Origin of the sequence: Flavobacterium sp. CF136, assembly GCF_000282055.1 — a bacterium.
In the GTDB taxonomy this organism is placed as follows: Bacteria; Bacteroidota; Bacteroidia; order Flavobacteriales; family Flavobacteriaceae; genus Flavobacterium.
This window is the reverse complement of sequence record NZ_AKJZ01000008.1, coordinates 60,147-80,350: the sequence shown is the minus strand read 5'-3', so window position 1 is coordinate 80,350 and position 20,204 is coordinate 60,147. Positions and strand designations below refer to the sequence as shown.

Genomic DNA, 20,204 nt, shown 5'->3' with positions numbered 1-20,204 from the left:
AAAAATTGAGACTGTTGTTTTTTATATAGTTTCAAATAGTGACATGTTTCGATTATTATTTTATCGGCAAGGTTTTGAAATGATTAAAATGCCGTTAAAGTTAGAGAAGTTACCTTTATTTTACCCGCTGATCCCGAATAATAATCAGCATATACCTCCAAATAATCATTAGTATTCATCTCTATAGACCCCGATAGTGGAACTGGTGATGTATCAGTTACCGAGCCTGTATAACCATATACTTTTGACTGGCCAATTATTGTTCCGTTTTTAGCAATATAATATATATATATCCCTGTTTTTCCAGCACTTTCGGCAACAAATGAAAGGCTTCCGGCAAATTTTATAATTCGTTTTTTAGCTCCGGTATAGGTAAGCCTCCCTGTATTATTAGCAGAAAATCTAAAAAGAGAAGTGGATGCTGTTGTTGCTAATATTTTAGCTGCAGTACCTGAATTATCAATTGTAACCGTAACCCCGGTTCCTGGCGTCAGATTAACACTAAATTCTCCTGTCGCATTAGCATCCGTTTCTGTTGGAATCCCCGGACATCTTACATTCCATTTATTATCAAAATTATATCCGGTATAGCCTCCTGTTGTATAACCATTAACATATTTTCCTGTCGTAAGAGTTCCTGTATATACCACTGATTCCATTACTGCATCACCTGTTATGACAGGATTACCCGATACATCAAGTCCGATTTTAGCACCAATAACCTCACTAAATCCCCCTAGTTTTTCAACTAATCCAAAAGTTCCCTGGAATGTTTCATAAGTTCCCGAATTATTTCCAAACCAGGCAGCATTACTGAGCAATATCTTACTGATATCTTTATAAATGATTCCACTTGTATTATTAAAGAATTGAACAATACTTAAAAACATTAATGCCATATTTTCAATTTTACCTACATTACTGGAATTCGCAATGATACAGTCCCTAACTATCAAATTCTGTGTTTGAGTACCTGAAGCTATTGATCCTGTTCCTGTAATGTCAAAAACTTTTCCGGATAAAGCAGCAAGAGTCAAAATTTTTATTGACCCGCCTGTGGTCCCAACAAATAAATCCCCGCTTGCTCTGATTAATTTATCCTCCCCGGAATCCAAACCTACTAAATAAGCATTATTTAGTTCCACAGAACGATCAAGATATACAGTGCCATTAATTTCATAATAGGTAGCCGAATCCAAAAGATATTTTGTACCTCCCCCAGCAGCTAATTCTGAAGCTAAAACAGTTGCTAAAACATCGGTTGATTTAATAAGCTTATATTTAAGCCTTCCTTCATTATCACTATAAATTTTTTTCCAGCCTGCGGTACTAGAATCATAATATTGAAAAGAATGAAGATCAGTATCATAAACCATCAATCCATTAGTTGGGCTTGAGATAGCATTCCTTTGTGCCGTAGTCATTCTGGGAGTAAGAAATCCCTGAGTTGTAGAAGTTACATCTAAAATAGAACTTGCCGCAGGAGTTATCGTTCCTATTCCAATCTGAGAAAAAACAAAAGACTGAAATAAAAGACAAACAAGTATTATAACTTTGCTAATATGTGATTTTTTTTTCATAATAATTAATAATTAAAATTTTAACAATAAAATTATTCGTCTTCTTATTGTTAAATGTAAGAAAAAACAATTTAAGAAGCGCATTTAATTCCGACAAAATGAAAACGAGGCTGCAGGGTGTTGTTTATGAAATTAAAAATCTCACAGAACGATTTATTTAGAACAAAATCCCTAAAGTCATTAAAATGCCATTATTATAAATTCGGGAATTGCTGAAGGTCACGTTCTTCCTGAATTATTGATCAGGTTTTAAATCTGAGGACTTACTATTGCCAAATGTTGAAAAATATTTTTTTTAAAATTCTGTAAAGTGATTGAAAATGAAAATAACTATGAAGAAAGGCAATAAGAAAAAAAATACCATTAAAATAGAACGAATACTTAATATTTGAAAAATGCAGAATCAACTTTCATAAAATTTTAAAAATTAATTGTTTTTGCTGCTTCCAATTTATATTTTATAAGTTATTTGTTCTTAAAAGACTTAATTTTGTTTTTTCATATTCATTCTTTTAATTTTATTAATGCTGTCAAATTTCAAAAATCATATTTCTTCAAGGTTTCCATTTCTGGAAAACACAAAGCTATTCCTGGCTGTTAGCGGTGGTTTGGATAGTATGGTTTTATTGCATTTATTTCAGAAATTACCTTATGAAATTACCGTTTTGCATTGCAATTTTCAATTACGTGGTTTAGAAAGTTTTGGTGATCAAAATTTCATTCAAAATTATTGTGATCAAAACAATATACCTGTTTTTATAACTCAATTTGATACTGAAGCTTTTGCTAAAGATTACAAACTTTCTACACAGGTAGCAGCTCGCGAATTACGATATAATTGGTTTTATGAACTTCTGGAGATCCATGAATTCGATTATATTTTAACAGCACATCATGCTGATGATAATCTGGAAACCTTTATTATTAATTTAAGCCGTGGTACAGGATTAGACGGATTAACTGGTATTCCGGAGCAAAATGATAAAATTATTCGTCCGCTTTTGCCATTTTCCAGAGATGAAATTCTTAAATATGCTCAGGAAAATAATATTGAATGGCGGGAAGACAGCAGCAATTCTTCTAATAAATATCTGAGAAATAAAATCCGTCATGATTTGGTTCCGATTCTAAAAGAAATTAATCCTGACTTTTTAAAAGTTTTCCAAAAAACACAATCTTATCTGCAGGAATCAAAAGAAATGGTTGAAGATGCCTCGATTATGATTTATCAGCAAGTAGCAAAAGAAGCTGGAGATGACATACATTTCGATTTAAATCAGCTTAAAAAATTGCCTAATTACAAGTCATATTTATATCAGTGGCTGAATGAATTTGGATTTCTGGCATGGAATGATATTTATGATTTAGTGGACGGACAATCTGGGAAACAGGTATTTTCAACAGAGTTCAGGTTGCTGAAAAATAGAGACACATTGATTTTAAGTTCAATTTCTGAAATATCAGAAAAGGAAGAATTTGAAATTAATGAAAACGATAAAGAAGTTAATTTTCCCTTAAAGTTAAAACTTTGTAACGTTAGTCACATAACTATAGATTCAAATAAGGCTATATTTGTGGATGCTGAAAAAATCCGGTTTCCTTTGATTTTGCGTAAATGGAAAGTGGGTGATTCTTTTCAACCGTTTGGAATGGAAGGAAAGTCAAAAAAAGTCAGTAAGCTTTTTAAAGATGAGAAGTTATCCCTGATTGAAAAAGAAAATATCTGGCTTTTATGTTCAAATAATCAAATTATATGGGTTGTTGGAATCAGGCAGGACGAAAGATTTAAAATAGAAAATTCCTCAAATAAAATACTTAAAATAGAATTACAATAATGAAGTCAAACTCACATCGTCAGACTATAATCTCAAAAAATATCTGGAATAAAACTTTTGTGTTTTTAGTGTTTTTCATTTTTGCTTTTGCAAAAGGAAATGCTCAGATTTTAGAACCTGTAAAATGGACTGCTAAAATTGAAAAAAAATCAGGAAGCAATGCTATTTTGATTTTTGATGGAATAATAGAAAAAGACTGGCATATGTATTCGCAATTTACGCCGGACGGAGGACCACTTCCGTTGGAAATTGTGTTTAAAAACCAAAAAGGAAATTACAATTTGGTTGGCAAAGCCAAAGAAGGGAAAACCAAAACTGCTTTTAATGATATTTTTGGTGTCAATGAAACTTTCTTTGAAGGAAAAGCACATATTGAACAGGAAATCACGATTACAAATCCAGATTTAAAAACGGTTGATGTTGATTTTGATTTTCAGGTTTGTAAGGAAGTTTGCATCAATTCAAATAAAAAATTCTCAATAGTAATTCCGGCATCATTTAATATGAAAGCCGTTGCGACTGTTTCTGAAGTTAAGGAAGATGAAACAAAAAGAATTGGTTTAGCCGTTGATACAATAGAAAAAGTAGTTGCCCCTTCAACAGAAAAAGCAAAAGTTGAAGTTGCTAAAACATTAGAAAAGCAAAAAAAGCCTGCTCCGGCTCCGCAAAGAAGCTTATGGTCTATCTTTTTCATTGCTTTTTTATCAGGTTTTGCAGCATTGTTAACGCCATGTGTATTTCCTATGATTCCGATGACGGTAAGTTTTTTTACAAAACAAAGTAAGACCAGGGCAGCGGGAATTAGAAATGCAATTATTTATGGAGTTTCAATCATCCTGATATATGTGATCCTTGGTTTTTCTGTCTCATGGATCTTTGGTGCAGATGCATTGAATTCATTAGCAACAAATGTTTATTTTAATATATTGTTTTTTATATTATTGGTGGTTTTCGCATCATCATTTTTGGGTGCATTTGAAATTATGCTGCCTAATTCCTGGGCAAATAAAGTAGATCAGCAGGCAGATAAAGGCGGAATTATAGGGATCTTATTCATGGCCTTGGCGCTTGCAATTGTGTCATTTTCATGTACAGGACCAATCGTTGGATCACTTTTGTTTGAAGCTGCAACAAATGGTTTTTTAGGACCAATAACAGGAATGTTTGGGTTTTCATTAGCATTAGCTTTACCCTTTATGCTTTTTGCAATGTTTCCGGGTTGGCTAAATTCATTGCCAAAATCTGGCGGATGGCTGAATACCGTAAAAGTTGTATTGGGTTTCTTGGAATTAGCACTGGCTTTCAAATTTTTATCAAACGCCGATTTGGTTTTACAATTACATTTATTGGAAAGAGAAATTTTCTTAGTGATCTGGATTGCAATTTTTGGAGCACTGGCACTATATTTATTTGGGAAAATTACGCTTCCGCATGATAGTCCACTGCATCATATTTCTGTCGGAAGATTATATTTAGGATTAACTGTTCTGGCATTTACAATTTATTTAATTCCGGGACTTTGGGGAGCACCGTTAAAACTAATTAGTGCATTTCCGCCACCACCGCAATATAGTGAAAGTCCGTTTGGAGTTGGAGGATCTGGTAATAATGGCATTTCTGAAAAAGGATTACCAAAAGGTGCAGAGTCAGGGCCTCACGGAATTACGATTTTTCATGATTACGAAGATGGATTGGCGTTTGCAAAATCAGTAAATAAACCTATTATGTTGGATTTTACAGGGTTTGCATGTGTCAATTGCCGTAAAATGGAAAATAATGTTTGGTCCGACAAAAGGGTTTTATCAATCTTAAAAAACGATGTTGTTTTGATTTCTTTATATGTTGATGATAAACGTGAATTGCCGGCAAGTGAGCAATTTGTAACAGCTGCTGGAGATGAAATTATTACAGTTGGTGATAAATGGACAGATTTTATGATTTCTAAATATAAAACCAATACACAACCGTTGTATGTTTTAACAGATTTAAAAGGTGAAAATTTAAATGATTCAAAACCTACTGTTAGTTATGTAGGTGTTGAAGAATATTTGAACTGGTTAAAAACGGGGATCTCAAATTTCAAATAGGTTTATTAATTTTTGGTCAGATGATTTATTCTTTGAGAATGAAGGCTGGACAAATAAATTGTTGAAATGTAGCCCCGAGAGGTGATATCCTTGTGTAGTTTACGGAGCAAGATAAAACCGAAAGCGGGAAGATTGTTTATAAAAAAGCAAATTGTATGCTCTAAATAATATTAAAAAATAAGGCTAATAAGTAAATAACAGGTTGAAATTAATTCAAACAAAAAGCACTCTAAAACAAGATTTAGAGTGCTTTTTTTATTAAGGAAACGAATTTAATTTCTTATAAGAATTCTCCGTGTTGAGAAATGTCTAATCCTAATTCTTCTTTTTCTTCAGTAACTCTTAGTGGTGTAATTTTATTAACGATAAAGAATAAAATATACGAACCAACAAAAGCAAATATTGATACAGCTATTAATGCTATCAATTGATTGATGAACAAAGTTGGAGTTCCAAAAATTAAACCTTGATTATCACCAACAACCGGGTTGATTGCTTTTGAAGCAAAAACTCCTGTTAGCAACATACCTACCATACCACCAACACCGTGACATGCAAAAACATCAAGAGCATCATCGATTTTTCCTTTAGGGAATTTACTTACTACAAAGTTACTTACTATTGCGGCAAAAGCTCCAATAAAAATTGCATGAGGGATACTTACAAAACCTGCAGCAGGTGTAATCGCAACAAGACCAACTACAGCTCCAATACAAGCTCCAAGAGCAGATAATTTGTGTCCTAAAATTTTATCAAGGAAAACCCATGCCATAGCTGCTGCTGCAGCAGCAACAGTTGTAGTTCCTAAAGCCTGAACAGCTAAACCGTTAGATCCTAAAGCAGATCCTGCATTAAAACCAAACCATCCAAACCATAATAAACCTGTTCCTAATAATACATAAGTAATTCTTGCAGGATTTACTTTTTGAACTTTTCTTTTTCCTAAGAAAATAGCTCCTGCTAATGCAGCCCAACCAGCACTCATGTGTACTACAGTTCCACCGGCAAAGTCTAATACTCCCATTTTAAAGAAGATCCCGTCAGGATGCCAAGTCATGTGGCATAATGGTGCATATATAAGTAATATAAATAAAACCATGAATAATAAGTATGCCCAGAAACGTACACGTTCTGCAAAAGCACCTGTAATTAAAGCTGGTGTAATGATTGCAAATTTTGCCTGAAATAATGCGAATAACATAAAAGGAATAGTTGGAGCAAGACTCCATGCAGTACTAGTACCTACGCCCTGAAAAAATAAATTAGAAGTAGGATTTCCAATGATTCCTCCAATAGTAGGACCAAAAGCTAATCCAAAAGCAACAACAACCCATAAAATAGTAACAATTACCATTGCCATAAAACTTTGCAGCATTGTACTAATTACATTTTTCTTACCAACCATACCTCCGTAGAAAAAACCTAGCCCTGGCGTCATTAACAATACAAATGCAGTTGCTACGATCATCCAAGCTGTATCTCCCGTATCAAACTTTACAGCTTCTGCTGGTATCGGGTTGTCTGATAAGATGAAGTTTGATACAAAGGTTAGTACCAAAATAGTGATAAGAATCACACTTAAAATAATTTTTCGCATAGTTATTTAGTTTTAAAAATTTTGATAAAAATATAAAATCATTTGACACCCCTATCAAAAATAGTGGTCAATGTTTAATTTTTGTTAATTTTTCAATTTAACCCCCCTTTGTTTTGCACCTATTTGTTAAAATGGACTTAAAATTTATAATTCGTTAATATAAAATTTAAGAAATGACAATTTAGTGATAAAAAAGATAATTATAATTTTTATTTTGAGAGAAATTACGACTTTATTATGATCATTTTTCTAAATTTTTTTAGATTATAATAAAAAAGTACTAAATACTTGTTGCAAATAGTATTTTTTAAATGAAACAATTACCAATAATACTGTTGTAAAATGTTTCCCTTTTGCATCAATACAGTATGCTGAAGAAACTAAATAATTTTCACCAGATAGCAGCAATTGGCCCGTTTTTTAAAACATATACAGTTATACAAGTTTAATTTTTTCTATTTGTTTAGAATCTTTTCGTTAATTTTAAATTACTTTTTATAAGTCCTTTAAATTAGCACATTTGCAAAAGTTATATGAAAAATACAAATAAAATAAGGTGGGGAATTATTGGTTTAGGAAATATTGCCAGCCAGTTTGCCTCTGATTTACAATTGATAGATGATGCCGAGCTAACGGGCGTAGCTTCCAGAAATAATGATAAAGCAAATGAATTTGCAAAAAAATACAATTGTAAAAAGTCTTATGGCTCTTATGATGCTCTTTTTATAGATGATGAAATTGATATCGTTTATATTGCAACACCGCATGATTCACATGCTGAACTAGCAATCAGGGCAATGCAAAACGGTAAACATGTATTGTGTGAAAAACCTTTAGCCCTATCGTATAATGATGCTATGAAAATGACAGAAACTTCAAAAAAATATAATAAATTTTTTATGGAAGCTTTTTGGACACGATTTATCCCATCCATTCGGGAAGTATTATCAAAAGTAAAAAATGATGAGATAGGAGATATTAAATATCTTAAAGCTGATTTTGCTTTTTATGTAAATGAATTAGAAGGAAACCGATTGACTGACAAAAAATTAGGCGGAGGCGCTCTTTTTGATATTGGGGTTTATCCATTATTTCTGTCCTATATTATACTAGGGATTCCAACGGAAATTATTGCAAAATCTATCTATCATACAACCGGGGTTGATTTGCAAACCAGTATGATTTTGCAATATCAATCGGCACAGGCGGTTTTGCACGCTGGTTTTGTTTCAACTTCTGATATGAAAGCGATTATTAGCGGTACTAAAGGGAGGATTGAGATACAATCGCCCTGGTTTATGACTGAAGGTTATTCAATTTTTAAGGAGGAAGAAGAGACCAATTTCAATTTGCCTAATATTGGGAAAGGATATGCGCATGAAGCTATAGAATGTCATAACTGTATTAGGAATAGCCGAATTGAAAGCGAATTCTGGTCACACCAAAATAGTCTGGATTTAAGTAAAATGGTTGAGGAAGTCAAGTTACAGATTGGATTGGAGTTTTCTTAGACTGCCGTAGAAATTTTATTTTAAATTGTAATACTTTATTTATTAAAAATATCCCGTTTATTTTAATTAGATTTAGCAATAATTTACAATTAAAGATATTAAAGTATGCTGGTTAAAGTTTTTGGAAGCGCAGTTTTTGGGGTTGAAGCCACTACCATTACGGTTGAGGTAAATATAGATAAGGGAATTGGTTATCATTTGGTAGGATTACCTGATAATGCGATAAAAGAAAGCAGTTACCGAATTGCTGCAGCTCTTAAAAATAACGGTTATGCGCTGCCGGGTAAAAAAATAACTATTAATATGGCTCCGGCCGATTTACGCAAAGAAGGTTCTGCTTATGATTTGACACTGGCCGTAGGAATTTTAGTAGCGTCAGAGCAGATAAAAGCTCCTGAGGTTGATCGGTATATTATTATGGGTGAACTCTCGTTAGATGGTGGTTTACAACCTATTCGAGGCGCTTTACCAATTGCAATCAAAGCTAAGGAAGAAGGTTATAAAGGATTTTTTCTTCCGAAGCAAAATGTAAAAGAAGCCGCAATAGTTGCCGGACTAGATGTTTACGGAGTCGAAAATGTGCAGGAAGTTATTGATTTCTTTGAAGGGAAAGGAACTCTCGAACCAACAACTATTGATACCAGGGCAGAATTTTATAAAACCCTCGATTTTCCCGAATTTGATTTTTCAGATGTCCGAGGACAGGAAAGTATAAAGCGATGTATGGAGATTGCTGCTGCCGGAGGGCATAACATAATTTTGATTGGACCGCCCGGTGCAGGAAAAACAATGCTTGCCAAACGATTACCAAGTATTTTACCGCCTATGACTTTGCGTGAAGCATTAGAAACTACAAAAATTCATAGTGTTGCCGGTAAACTAAAAGAAGTTGGATTAATGAGCCAGCGGCCATTTCGCAGTCCGCATCATACGATTTCTAATGTTGCCCTTGTTGGTGGAGGAAGTTATCCGCAGCCCGGTGAGATCTCGATGGCACACAATGGTATTTTGTTTTTGGATGAATTACCGGAATTCAAAAGAGACGTTTTAGAAGTTATGAGACAACCTCTGGAGGATCGCGAAGTTACTATTTCAAGGGCTAAATTTACAATAACCTATCCTTCTTCTTTTATGTTGGTAGCAAGTATGAACCCAAGTCCGAGTGGCTTTTTTAACGATCCGGGTTCGCCAAGTACTTCTTCTCCACATGAAATGCAGCGTTATTTGAGTAAGATTTCAGGACCTTTACTGGATCGGATTGATATTCATATAGAAGTTACACCGGTTCCTTTCGAGAAATTATCAGATGACAATAAAGCGGAAAGCAGTGTTTCTATCAGGGAAAGGGTTACGGCAGCCCGAGAACTTCAATCTGTTCGATTTGAAGAAATGGCCAATATTCATTACAACGCACAAATGAGCAGTAAATTAATTCGGGAGTTTTGTCCTTTGGATGATCAATCCAAGCAATTATTGAAAACGGCAATGGAACGTTTAAATCTTTCAGCAAGAGCTTATGACAGAATTTTGAAAGTTTCGAGAACTATAGCTGATTTAGATTCTGCTCCGCATATAATTTCCTCACATATTGCAGAGGCGATTCAGTATAGAAGTTTGGATCGTGATGGATGGCTGGGATAATTTGCATCATTGAAAATTAAACATTTGTATATAATAAAGTAAAAAATAATTATTTATGGAAGTTGTCAAAATCATTTTACAAATATCTGGGTTTCTTGGAATTTCTTCTTTGTTTACTCTTTATATAACAGAGCGCATAAAAAATAAAATTAAGAACTCTTTTGATATTAAATTAGAAGAAGTAAAAATGATCAATTCAAAAGAAATCTCTCAGTTTCAATCGGAGCTTAACCACCTGAAATCTAAAGAAAGTTTTAAGTTTACTAAACTTCACGAAAAGCGATTTGAGGTGATGGTAGAAACTTATAAGTATTTGACTGATGCTTTGTTTAAGCTAAGAATTTATGTAGCTCCGCTAAAAGGTGTACCTACTGATAAAACAGCTGAAGAAATTAATTACACACAATTTACCGATTATAGTAACGCTCATAATAAATTTTACGAGTACTACAGTTTTAATAAGATTTATTTCAATGATGAAATTGAAGAATTATTAGAAAAATATTTTACTTCCTCATTAGATATTTTTAATCAGTATGTTGAAAATGAGTTTGTAAATCGAGAAGGAGCACTGTTTAATAGTAAAGTCTATATGTCAGCCGCAACTGCGTATAAAAAAATTCCAGAATTGATAGAACCAATCCAATTGGAAATAAAAAATAAATTTAGAGAACTTTTAGGTGAATAATGTTATGTGCAATCCACCGCTATGCTCTACTTTAAATTAACATTTAATAAATGATTCAAACAGGTATAAGCGCAACAAAAATTATTAATTATATTAAGGAACATCTTAATGTTATATTAATTGTTCCAGCATTTATTGGTGGTCTTTGGCAATCAATAGAATTAATGAGTATATCTATACCATATATTAGATTTTTTTCAATTTCACAGATTGTTCCCGATGGTATATTAATACTGGTACTCATTTTTTCAATTATAATCGCCACAGAAATTGGAACTTTTTTTAGAAAATACATTCTACCAGAGCTAAATATAAATACGTCAAATAAAGAATTGGGCCCATTAGAAGTTCAGAAAAAAAGACAAAGGGAAATTTTAAATCTGTTAATTCAATTATTTCTTGTTTACAGCATTGCAATATATATGTTTATTAAATCTATAAATGGCGAGACAAGAGATTTGTTTGATGTTTTTTACAAATTTATTTGGGCTGTTTTTTACATAACAATATTGAATAATTACTTACATCAATTATATAATTTAGCTACTGGGAAATTAAAAAAGTATTTTAAATATTTTAACCTTCTATTACTTGTACTTTATATTATTATATTAATTACTGTTTACAATATTATCCATAAAAACTTTTTAATTACAAGTGAATTAGATAATATTGAAAATATACAATCTATATTAAAAGAAAAATATCCAACCTCTAAAAGAGAAATTTTATACTTCAATGATAAATATATTTTTATAAATGTTACTGATACGCTTAAACTAGATAAAGTTTCAAAGTTGCCTATTGAAAAAGTTCATATAATTGAATTAGAAAAGCTATTTAATGAATAAAAATTAAAATAAATTAGCAACATTTTTAAGTACTTAAAATAAAATTATTTACTATGAAGCACAGATACGCTTTAATTATCTTCTTTCTTTTTTACATATCATTTGCAAACAGCAAGGATTCTTTAATTCACAAAATTAAAGTTGAAAAAGTACTTGTTTTATCTAAAAAAGAAGATTCCTTGTTAATTAAAAATAAGGAATTACAAAATAAAGATTTTAAATTATTTATTTTAAAGAATGAAAAAAGTAATTTACTAAAAGACATACTACCTATTATAACTTTATTCCTTGGTTTCTTTTTAAATAGAGGATTCGATTACTTTAACGAACGAAAAAAAATTAAAAAAAGTGGAGAACGTTGGAAATCGGAAATTAATTCATTACAAGAACCCATTTCTAAACAAATTCAATCTTTGCAGAGTTTTCTGGTAGAACATAATAAAGAGAAATATCAAATTCCGATATTGACCATCTTTTCACCATTAGATTGTGCCGTTTTTGATTCCCTTGATAAATCTGATTTGATACAATATTTTGAAAAGTTTGAATCCAACAACTATAACGAAGCAATTAAAAATTCGAACTTCTTTAATTTTTTAATTGTTACGCTAAAAGATATATTTAAAATAATAAGAGAAAAGTATACTGACTACTTGAAAGAAACATCTAAATTCACAGTTAGTCTCAATATCAACCTTAATGAGTTAATAGATAATTTTACAGATTATGCTACTCAAATAGAAAAAGAGTTAGATAATCCTGAAAAGTTATATACTGATGCAAGATTCCTTCCACTAGCATCTCTGATTCAAGCTGAAATAATACCATATCAAAATAACTCCGAGTATGATATTTATATTCTTGAAGAGAAGTTCTTTACACCTTTTTTAAAAGAATTAAATAAATTAAGAACCGATGACAGAACAAAGTCATTATTTCGTTCTGCAAAAAACGGAATTATCGATATACAAAAATTAAAAAGAGAAAAACAATATTTGGATATGCATTTTAATAAAGTGATTGAAAGATATACTGAAATTCTGCCTGATATAGAAATAGCTGTAAAACATTTTAAGGATATAAAAGATTGATTAAGAATTAAAACAAAAAAGCTACTTATTTTAAAACAGCTTAATTTAATCTGTTTCATAAGCCATTATCAATTTCAATACATCATCTAGTTTTACCGTTTTTCTTTCCAGATTATGATAATCAAATTTCTTTAGAGGATTTTTGTTTTAAACATTTTGGTTCAGTTATCGGTGTCCATTCATTATATATAGTTCAACTGTGCAGGGCATCTTGTTAATTGCTTTAATTAGCTTTTAAATTTCATTTTACTATCAGCAAAAAAAAGACAACCGTTTCCAGTTGTCTTTTGAATATAAATAGGTTTTACTATTTTTTAATTATGCTATTTTAGCAATAATAGAATTGAATGTTTCGCTAGGACGCATTGCTTTACTGGTTAATTCAGGAGTTGGTTGGTAATAACCACCAATATTTTGAGGTTTCCCCTGAGCACCAATTAATTCAGCATCAATTTTAGATTCATTAGCTTCAAATTCAGCAGCAATTGGAGTAAAGATAGCTTTCAATTCGGCATCTTTGTTTTGGGCAGCCAAAGCCTGAGCCCAATAAAATGCTAAATAAAAGTGAGAACCACGGTTGTCAATCTGACCTACTTTACGAGCCGGTGATTTATCGTTAGCTAAGAATTTGTCATTTGCTTCGTCAAGTGTTTCTGCTAAAACAATCGCTTTAGAATTATTTAAAGTTTGTCCCAAATGCTCTAATGAAGCACCAAGAGCTAAAAATTCCCCTAATGAATCCCAACGTAAATAACCTTCCTGAGTAAATTGCTCAACATGTTTAGGAGCAGAACCTCCGGCACCGGTTTCGAACAATCCACCACCATTCATTAACGGAACGATAGATAACATTTTAGCTGAAGTTCCTAGTTCTAAAATTGGGAATAAGTCAGTTAAGTAATCACGTAAAACGTTTCCTGTTACTGAGATTGTATCTAAACCTTTGATGATTCTGTCTAAAGTAAATTCAGTTGCAGCAATTGGATTTAAAATACGGATATCTAAGTTTGTAGTATCGTAATCTTTTAAATATTTTTGAACTTTTACAATCAATTCTCTGTCATGTGCTCTGTTTTCATCTAACCAGAAAACAGCAGGAGTAGCAGATAAACGGGCTCTGTTTACAGCCAATTTAACCCAGTCCTGAATAGGAGCGTCTTTTGCCTGACACATTCTGAAAATGTCATTAGCTTCAACGTTTTGTTCCATTAAAACGGTTCCTTTATTGTCAACTACACGAACAACACCGTCAGCTTGTAATTGAAAAGTTTTGTCATGAGATCCGTATTCTTCCGCTTTTTGAGCCATCAAACCTACGTTAGGAACACTTCCCATTGTTTTAGGATCAAAAGCACCATGTTTTTTACAGAAATCTATAGTTGCAGTATAAAGTCCGGCGTAAGAACGGTCCGGAATAACAGCGATGGTATCTTGTGCTTTTCCTTCTTTGTTCCACATTTGTCCGGAAGTACGGATCATTGCCGGCATAGAAGCATCAACAATAACATCAGAAGGAACGTGTAAATTGGTAATTCCTTTATCAGAATTTACCATTGCTAAAGCTGGTCCGTTTTCGATAGCTTTAGTAATGTCAGCTTCAACTGCAGCCTGTTCAGGTCTTCCTGCAATTTTTGCATAGATATCGCCTAAACCATTTCTGGTATCAATATTTATTTCATTGAATAAAGCTTCATATTTTTTGAAAACATCGGCAAAATAAACTTCAACGATAGCGCCAAAGATAATTGGATCTGAAACTTTCATCATAGTTGCCTTTAAATGCACAGAAAGTAAAACGCCTTCTTTTTTAGCCTCAGCAATAGCTTCAGCAGCAAAAGATTTTAAAGTTTTTACACTTAAAACAGAACTGTCAATAATTTCACCGGCTTTAAGGGGAGTACTTGCTTTTAAAACAGTAGTTGTTCCGTCTTTCGCCACAAATTCGATTTTTACATCATTAGCTTCTGCAACAGTTAGTGACTTTTCACTTCCGTAGAAATCACCATTTGACATTGAAGCAACTTTAGTTTTTGAGTCAGCAGACCAAGCACCCATTGAGTGTGGATTTGCTTTTGCGAAGTTTTTTACTGCTCTTGGTGCTCTACGATCAGAATTTCCTTCACGTAAAACAGGATTTACAGCAGAACCTAAAACTTTAGCATATTTTGCTTTGATTTCTTTTTCAGCATCATTTTGAGGCTCTTCAGGAAAATCAGGTATTTTGTAACCGTGTGATTGTAATTCAGTAATAGCTGCTTTTAATTGCGGTACTGAAGCAGATACGTTTGGTAATTTAATGATGTTAGCTTCAGGTTGTGTAGCCAATTGACCTAGTTCAGCCAAAGCATCACCTGTTTTCTGGGCATCTGTTAAAAATTCAGGAAAATTAGATAAAATTCTACCTGCTAACGAAATGTCTCTGGTTTCAATAGCAATACCGGCCGTAGCAGTAAATGCCTGAACAATAGGTAAAAAAGAATAAGTCGCTAACAATGGCGCCTCATCAGTTAAGGTGTAAAAAATTTTTGAATTCTGTGTCATTTTTTTTTTTTTTATAATCGTATCGCTGGGAGTCAGCAATTTCAAGGTATAGTTGGCTCAAAATGAGCGGAGCAAATATAATAAAAACAGTCCGAAAACGGTTTAGTTTTCTGTATAAATCCTGAAATTAATAGATTGTTATTTCGAAGACTTTAAATTATCAAATCAATGATTTTTATAATGAAAAATTACAGTTTTAGTATTTCGAAAATTACCTCCAAAAAAAAACTCGTTTCAAATTACCTGAAACGAGTTTTTTATAACAAAGAGATAAATGATTATCTTCTTTTATCTTTAATCTTAGCTTTTTTACCAGTAAGTTCTCTGAAGTAGAAAATTCTGGCTCTACGAACAGCTCCTTTTTTGTTGATTTCAATTTTTTGCAAAGCTGGCAAGTTTACCGGGAAGATACGCTCAACTCCAATAGCTCCTGACATTTTACGAATAGTGAAAGTTTCTGTGTTACCAGAACCTCTTCTTTGAATAACAACTCCTTTAAAAAACTGAGTTCTTGTTTTTTCACCCTCTTTAATTTCGTAGAAAACTGTGATAGTATCTCCAGCTCCAAAAACAGGGAAATCTTTTTTAGCAACTAATTCGGTTTGAACGAATTTCATTAAATCTGCCATGATATCTTATAATTATGGTTTTTATATAGAGCAACATTCACGGATCTCGCCAGAGGTTAGTCTAATTCGGGTGCAAATGTAGAAAATAATTATGAATTATAAATTGTAAATTATAAATTATTTTAAGTATTTGATAAAATGGTAGTTAGTCGCAGTTTTCAGTCTCAATCTCAATCTTTGGCGAATCCAATCTGGAAACTGAGACTGAGACTGAAAACTCTTATTTCTCTTCAAGCAAATCTGGACGTCTGTTTTTAGTATGTTCATAAGCCATATCTTCGCGCCATTTGTCAATTTTAGCAAAATGCCCGCTGGTTAAAACTTCCGGGACTTTCCATCCTTTATAGTCTGCCGGTCTTGTATAAATTGGTCCTGAAAGCAAATTGTCCTGAAAACTATCTGTCAATGCCGAAGTTTCATCGCTTAAAACACCGGGAATTAATCGGATTAATGCATCAGACAAAACCAAAGCGCCTAATTCACCGCCGGATAATACATAATCGCCAATCGAAATTTCTTTAGTAATAAAATGATCGCGTACACGTTGATCTACACCTTTATAATGTCCACACAAAATAATAATGTTTTCATACATTGACATTGTGTTAGCCATTTTTTGGTTCAGCGTTTCACCATCCGGAGACATATAAATAATCTCATCATATTCGCGTTCACTTTTCAAATGTGTAATGCAGGCATCAATTGGCTGAACCGTCATTACCATTCCGGCGCCTCCGCCAAACGGATAATCATCGACACTTTTTTGTCTATTAGTGGTATAATCACGTAAATTATGAAAATGAACTTCAACCAAACCCTTATCAATGGCACGTTTCATAATCGAAGCCTCAAACGGGCTTTTTAATAATTCCGGCAAAATCGTTATAATGTCAATTCGCATTTTTTTTTCTTCAAAATTGTAAAGCGCAAAGATACAAAGTAAATATTTGAGAATTTAAATATTTAAAAATTGGAGACGATTAACAGATATCGGTTTTAAAAATAAAAATGGAGCTTTTATAATGCTTTATTTTTTAAACAAAAATAATTAATATATTGATAAACAATAAATTAGTTTTATTATATGGAAATTTTTCTTACTTTTATTCGGAAAAATAATGATCTAGAATAAGTAAATAAAATCTTTATGAAAAAAATAATTTTCTTAGCCGCTATATTGATTATTCACGCATCATGTTCAACAGAAAAAAAAGCGATGGATACATGGGTAGGGAAAACTGAACAAAGCTTTATTAAAAGCTGGGGGTTGCCAATACGTATCTTAAATAATGATAAAAAAGGTGAAATACTTATTTACGCAGATCAAGTTTATGCAAATTCAAATAATCAGCATAGTTCTACAATAGCGGGTTCAAACTATTGGAATTATATGTTTGTTTATATAAATACGGAAGGAAGAGTTGCTTCATGGCGAAAAGAAAAACAAGTATTTCCACCCCAGCAAATTAATGCAGGTGAATTGATAAGCACGAGTTCGCTTAGTGTAAAATAATTACACCCATCTGGTTATTAAATAATTTTACCTTCTGTACTTGCGATAAAGTTAAACATCTATCCTGTAGATGAGGAACATATTATTGTAAAATTTGTTTCAACAGGAACTGCTGCAGACAGTTCAAAGCTCAGGTTGCCTGTTTGTACTATCTTCACAATTGAAAACGGAAAAATAACCAAAGATTTTACTTATTTTGATAATTTTGATGATCCAAAATCTGATAAATAAAGTTAAATTTACTGTATAAATTCCAAAATAAAATATGACCTCCAGACGAAACTTTATAAAAAATAGCGGTTTGGCAGTTGTCTCTGTTTTAGCTTTACCATCATTAGCTTTCAATATGAATAAAAAAGAAATTGGTTTGCAATTGTACACCTTGCGGGATGAACTGCCAAAAAATGTAAAAGATGTTTTAGAAAAAGTAGCTTCAGCGGGGTTTACAACTGTTGAAACATATGGTTTTTCGATTAAAGATCAGTTTTGGGGATTATCTGCAATCGAATTAAAGAAAATATTAGACGAAAACAATCTAAAAGCAATAAGCGGCCATTACGGAATTGGCAGTTTTTTGGCTGACGGAAATACAACTGAGCTCGAAGCTGCAATTAATGCCGCGAAAATTTTAAAGAGCAAATACTTGACAATTCCCTGGGTAGATCCGCCTTTTAGAAGTAATATCGACGATTACAAAAAAATTGCTGCCCGATTAAATGAAGCTGGGAGAATGTGTCAAAAAGCGGATATAAAATTAGCATATCACAATCACGATTTTGAATTTGAAAATTATAACGGAATCACTGGCTATAACATTTTATTAAAAGAAACCGATCAGGATTTGGTTTATTTTGAAATGGATTTATATTGGGTTGTTCGCTCGGGAAAAGATCCACTGCAATTATTTAGAGAAAACCCGGGGCGCTTTAAAATGTGGCATGTTAAGGACATGGATATACTGAAACCGGTTTTAAATACAGAAGTCGGTTCAGGTTCTATAGACTTTAAACCTATTTTTAAAGAAGCAAAACTTGCGGGAATGAAATACTTTTTTGTAGAACAGGAGAATAATTTTGCAGTAAATTCTTTTGAGTCTATAAAAACAAGCTGTGATTTTATTTCGAAGAACTTAATTTAAGCATTTATGAGAAAACTGTCTCTTTTGGTCATTATACTTCTTTGGTCATGTCATTCAAATAAAGAAAATCAGTATTTCGAAAACATAAAAGATAATGATGTTGCACTTTCTAAACCGGTTGAAGGAGAATGGTTATTTGATCATAAAGAAAAAGGACAGAGTTTTGAGGGGTTCATGAAATCAAAACATGCTATTCCGACGGTCGCAGCTAACATCATTTATATAAAGCCCATTGGTAATTTTGACGCTTTGCAAACCAAACAGATTGCATTGGTCAGAGAATATTTAGAAATATATTTTCAGTTAAAAACTAAAGTTTCAGAAAGTATCTCAAATGATATTATTCCTGATCAAGCGAGAAGAATCGGGAATGAAAATCAGGAACAATTCCTGGCAGGTTATATTTTAGACAGTGTTTTAAAAAAGGAAAAACCATTAAACAGAATTGCTTTAATGGGATTAACAGAAATAGATTTGTATCCTAAACCGGAATGGAATTTTGTTTTCGGATTGGCGTCTTATGTAGATAAAGTTGGGGTAAGCTCGATTTATAGGTTGCAGGATGGAAAATTAACGGAAGCCAATTTTAATTTGTGTCTGTCCCGGTTATTAAAAATATGCTCGCACGAAATTGGTCATATGTTTGGCTTGCATCATTGTGTTGAGGTTAATTGCGTCATGAATGGAACAAATAGCTTATCAGAAACGGATAGAAACTCAATTCGATTATGTTCTGTCTGTCAGAAGAAATTAAACTCCGGCATAAAATACGACAATAAAAAAAGGTTAACAGGACTTGCAAACTATTTTAAAAGTAATAATTTGACTGAAGAATTACAATTAATGGAAAATGATCTTGTAAGTATTAAATAATTAAAACTAAATAATAATTATAATGGAATTAAACACAAAAAAAGAGATCGAAAAAGCAATTGGCGGACTATTTTTTATGATTATTAACACAGTAATATGGACTTTGATTGCCGAATATTATTTAGAGAATAAAGACAATAGGATTGTTGGGGTTTTAATTGGGATTGTAATTTTAGGCTTTTTATTTTTTTATGTCCGTTTTACAAAATTTTACAAAGCATTACCTGATTCTGCTATTGAAAAAACGGATGAAGAAGATAAAAAAGATAAGCGGTTTCTGTGGATTTTTGGTTTGGAAGGATTAGGAATCTTTTTGGCAAAAAATATATTGATAAACATAAATCATAATGAATTATTTATTCCGTTTTTTGCTTTAATCGTCGGGCTTCACTTTTTCCCTTTAGGTAAATTATTCAAAAGAAAATTTGATTATTATATGGGAATCTGGACTTCTGCAGTTGCAATTATCGGGCTGTATGTCATAATTCAAAAAATAACAACAGTAAATTTGGCTAATGCAATTATTAGTATTTGCTGTGCAGTTTCAACAATTTGCTATGGTGTAAAAATGATAATAAGCGGTCAGAAAGCAATAATAAATAATGTAAAATAAAAATCTCGGAATTAAG

Annotated in this window: 16 protein-coding genes; 11 read left to right on the top strand and 5 right to left on the bottom strand. The window is 32.2% G+C overall.

The genetic code is table 11. The features are described 5' to 3' along the window. Positions 1-83 precede the first annotated feature (83 nt). Positions 84-1,580, bottom strand: a complete 1,497-nt coding sequence (locus tag PMI10_RS02830; RefSeq protein WP_007804267.1) for a hypothetical protein — start codon at positions 1,578-1,580, stop codon at positions 84-86. 524 nt (positions 1,581-2,104) lie between these two features. Between PMI10_RS02830 and tilS the strand changes: the two genes are divergently transcribed. After that, a complete protein-coding gene (gene tilS / locus PMI10_RS02825; RefSeq protein WP_007804265.1) occupies positions 2,105-3,415 on the top strand; it encodes a tRNA lysidine(34) synthetase TilS in 1,311 nt (436 codons plus the stop codon). After that, on the top strand, positions 3,415-5,502 hold the full coding sequence (locus PMI10_RS02820; protein WP_007804263.1) for a protein-disulfide reductase DsbD family protein: 2,088 nt from the start codon (positions 3,415-3,417) through the stop codon (positions 5,500-5,502). Before tilS ends, PMI10_RS02820 begins: the two co-directional genes overlap by 1 nt. Positions 5,503-5,782: 280 nt before the next feature. Here the strand turns inward: PMI10_RS02820 and PMI10_RS02815 are convergent, their stop codons facing one another. Further along, a complete protein-coding gene (locus PMI10_RS02815; protein ID WP_007804261.1) occupies positions 5,783-7,099 on the bottom strand; it encodes an ammonium transporter in 1,317 nt (438 codons plus the stop codon). 533 nt (positions 7,100-7,632) lie between these two features. Between PMI10_RS02815 and PMI10_RS02810 the strand changes: the two genes are divergently transcribed. The 5 genes from PMI10_RS02810 (at position 7,633) to PMI10_RS02790 (ending at position 12,881) form a co-directional block, all read left to right on the top strand. Continuing rightward, on the top strand, positions 7,633-8,610 hold the full coding sequence (locus tag PMI10_RS02810) for a Gfo/Idh/MocA family protein (protein WP_007804259.1): 978 nt from the start codon (positions 7,633-7,635) through the stop codon (positions 8,608-8,610). Positions 8,611-8,715: 105 nt separating this feature from the next. Further along, entirely contained in the window at positions 8,716-10,251 is a 1,536-nt protein-coding gene (locus PMI10_RS02805) for a YifB family Mg chelatase-like AAA ATPase (protein ID WP_007804257.1), read from the top strand. Between the two features lie 55 nt (positions 10,252-10,306). Then, positions 10,307-10,939, top strand: coding sequence for a hypothetical protein (locus PMI10_RS02800; protein ID WP_007804255.1), 633 nt, complete (start codon positions 10,307-10,309; stop codon positions 10,937-10,939). Positions 10,940-10,989: 50 nt separating this feature from the next. Continuing rightward, positions 10,990-11,790 (top strand): hypothetical protein, encoded by an 801-nt coding sequence (locus PMI10_RS02795; protein WP_007804254.1) that lies wholly within the window; start codon positions 10,990-10,992, stop codon positions 11,788-11,790. A gap of 53 nt (positions 11,791-11,843) precedes the next feature. Then, positions 11,844-12,881, top strand: a complete 1,038-nt coding sequence (locus PMI10_RS02790; RefSeq protein ID WP_007804252.1) for a hypothetical protein — start codon at positions 11,844-11,846, stop codon at positions 12,879-12,881. 318 nt (positions 12,882-13,199) lie between these two features. Here PMI10_RS02790 and PMI10_RS02785 read toward each other — a convergent pair whose 3' ends face one another. The 3 genes from PMI10_RS02785 to trmD all read right to left on the bottom strand — a co-directional run bounded on the left by PMI10_RS02785 (position 13,200) and on the right by trmD (position 16,952). Next, positions 13,200-15,422 carry an NADP-dependent isocitrate dehydrogenase gene (locus tag PMI10_RS02785; RefSeq protein ID WP_007804250.1) on the bottom strand — a complete coding sequence of 741 codons (2,223 nt, stop codon included), beginning with the start codon at positions 15,420-15,422 and terminating at the stop codon, positions 13,200-13,202. A 278-nt stretch (positions 15,423-15,700) separates the two neighbouring features. Then, entirely contained in the window at positions 15,701-16,051 is a 351-nt protein-coding gene (gene rplS / locus PMI10_RS02780) for a 50S ribosomal protein L19 (RefSeq protein ID WP_007804248.1), read from the bottom strand. 220 nt (positions 16,052-16,271) lie between these two features. Continuing rightward, the gene (trmD, locus tag PMI10_RS02775) at positions 16,272-16,952 is read right to left on the bottom strand and encodes a tRNA (guanosine(37)-N1)-methyltransferase TrmD (protein WP_007804246.1); all 681 of its coding nucleotides are present in this window, start codon (positions 16,950-16,952) and stop codon (positions 16,272-16,274) included. A gap of 246 nt (positions 16,953-17,198) precedes the next feature. Here trmD and PMI10_RS02770 point away from each other — a divergent pair, with 246 nt between their 5' ends. The 4 genes from PMI10_RS02770 to PMI10_RS21505 all read left to right on the top strand — a co-directional run bounded on the left by PMI10_RS02770 (position 17,199) and on the right by PMI10_RS21505 (position 20,188). Further along, positions 17,199-17,564 carry a hypothetical protein gene (locus PMI10_RS02770; protein ID WP_007804244.1) on the top strand — a complete coding sequence of 122 codons (366 nt, stop codon included), beginning with the start codon at positions 17,199-17,201 and terminating at the stop codon, positions 17,562-17,564. 265 nt (positions 17,565-17,829) lie between these two features. After that, a complete protein-coding gene (locus PMI10_RS02765) occupies positions 17,830-18,702 on the top strand; it encodes a sugar phosphate isomerase/epimerase family protein (protein WP_007804242.1) in 873 nt (290 codons plus the stop codon). 6 nt (positions 18,703-18,708) lie between these two features. After that, on the top strand, positions 18,709-19,575 hold the full coding sequence (locus tag PMI10_RS02760) for an archaemetzincin family Zn-dependent metalloprotease (RefSeq protein WP_007804240.1): 867 nt from the start codon (positions 18,709-18,711) through the stop codon (positions 19,573-19,575). 22 nt (positions 19,576-19,597) lie between these two features. Then, positions 19,598-20,188 (top strand): DUF7010 family protein, encoded by a 591-nt coding sequence (locus tag PMI10_RS21505; RefSeq protein ID WP_007804238.1) that lies wholly within the window; start codon positions 19,598-19,600, stop codon positions 20,186-20,188. Positions 20,189-20,204: the final 16 nt, after the last annotated feature.

Coding starts and splice junctions, on each gene's coding strand:
- PMI10_RS02760 (WP_007804240.1), top strand. CDS start 18,709: ATGAGAAAACTGTCTCTTTTGGTCATTATACTTCTTTGGTCATGTCAT.
- PMI10_RS02805 (WP_007804257.1), top strand. CDS start 8,716: ATGCTGGTTAAAGTTTTTGGAAGCGCAGTTTTTGGGGTTGAAGCCACT.
- tilS (WP_007804265.1), top strand. CDS start 2,105: ATGCTGTCAAATTTCAAAAATCATATTTCTTCAAGGTTTCCATTTCTG.
- PMI10_RS21505 (WP_007804238.1), top strand. CDS start 19,598: ATGGAATTAAACACAAAAAAAGAGATCGAAAAAGCAATTGGCGGACTA.
- PMI10_RS02815 (WP_007804261.1), bottom strand. CDS start 7,099: ATGCGAAAAATTATTTTAAGTGTGATTCTTATCACTATTTTGGTACTA.
- PMI10_RS02795 (WP_007804254.1), top strand. CDS start 10,990: ATGATTCAAACAGGTATAAGCGCAACAAAAATTATTAATTATATTAAG.
- PMI10_RS02790 (WP_007804252.1), top strand. CDS start 11,844: ATGAAGCACAGATACGCTTTAATTATCTTCTTTCTTTTTTACATATCA.
- PMI10_RS02810 (WP_007804259.1), top strand. CDS start 7,633: ATGAAAAATACAAATAAAATAAGGTGGGGAATTATTGGTTTAGGAAAT.
- PMI10_RS02800 (WP_007804255.1), top strand. CDS start 10,307: ATGGAAGTTGTCAAAATCATTTTACAAATATCTGGGTTTCTTGGAATT.
- PMI10_RS02830 (WP_007804267.1), bottom strand. CDS start 1,580: ATGAAAAAAAAATCACATATTAGCAAAGTTATAATACTTGTTTGTCTT.
- PMI10_RS02820 (WP_007804263.1), top strand. CDS start 3,415: ATGAAGTCAAACTCACATCGTCAGACTATAATCTCAAAAAATATCTGG.
- PMI10_RS02765 (WP_007804242.1), top strand. CDS start 17,830: ATGACCTCCAGACGAAACTTTATAAAAAATAGCGGTTTGGCAGTTGTC.
- PMI10_RS02770 (WP_007804244.1), top strand. CDS start 17,199: ATGAAAAAAATAATTTTCTTAGCCGCTATATTGATTATTCACGCATCA.
- trmD (WP_007804246.1), bottom strand. CDS start 16,952: ATGCGAATTGACATTATAACGATTTTGCCGGAATTATTAAAAAGCCCG.
- rplS (WP_007804248.1), bottom strand. CDS start 16,051: ATGGCAGATTTAATGAAATTCGTTCAAACCGAATTAGTTGCTAAAAAA.
- PMI10_RS02785 (WP_007804250.1), bottom strand. CDS start 15,422: ATGACACAGAATTCAAAAATTTTTTACACCTTAACTGATGAGGCGCCA.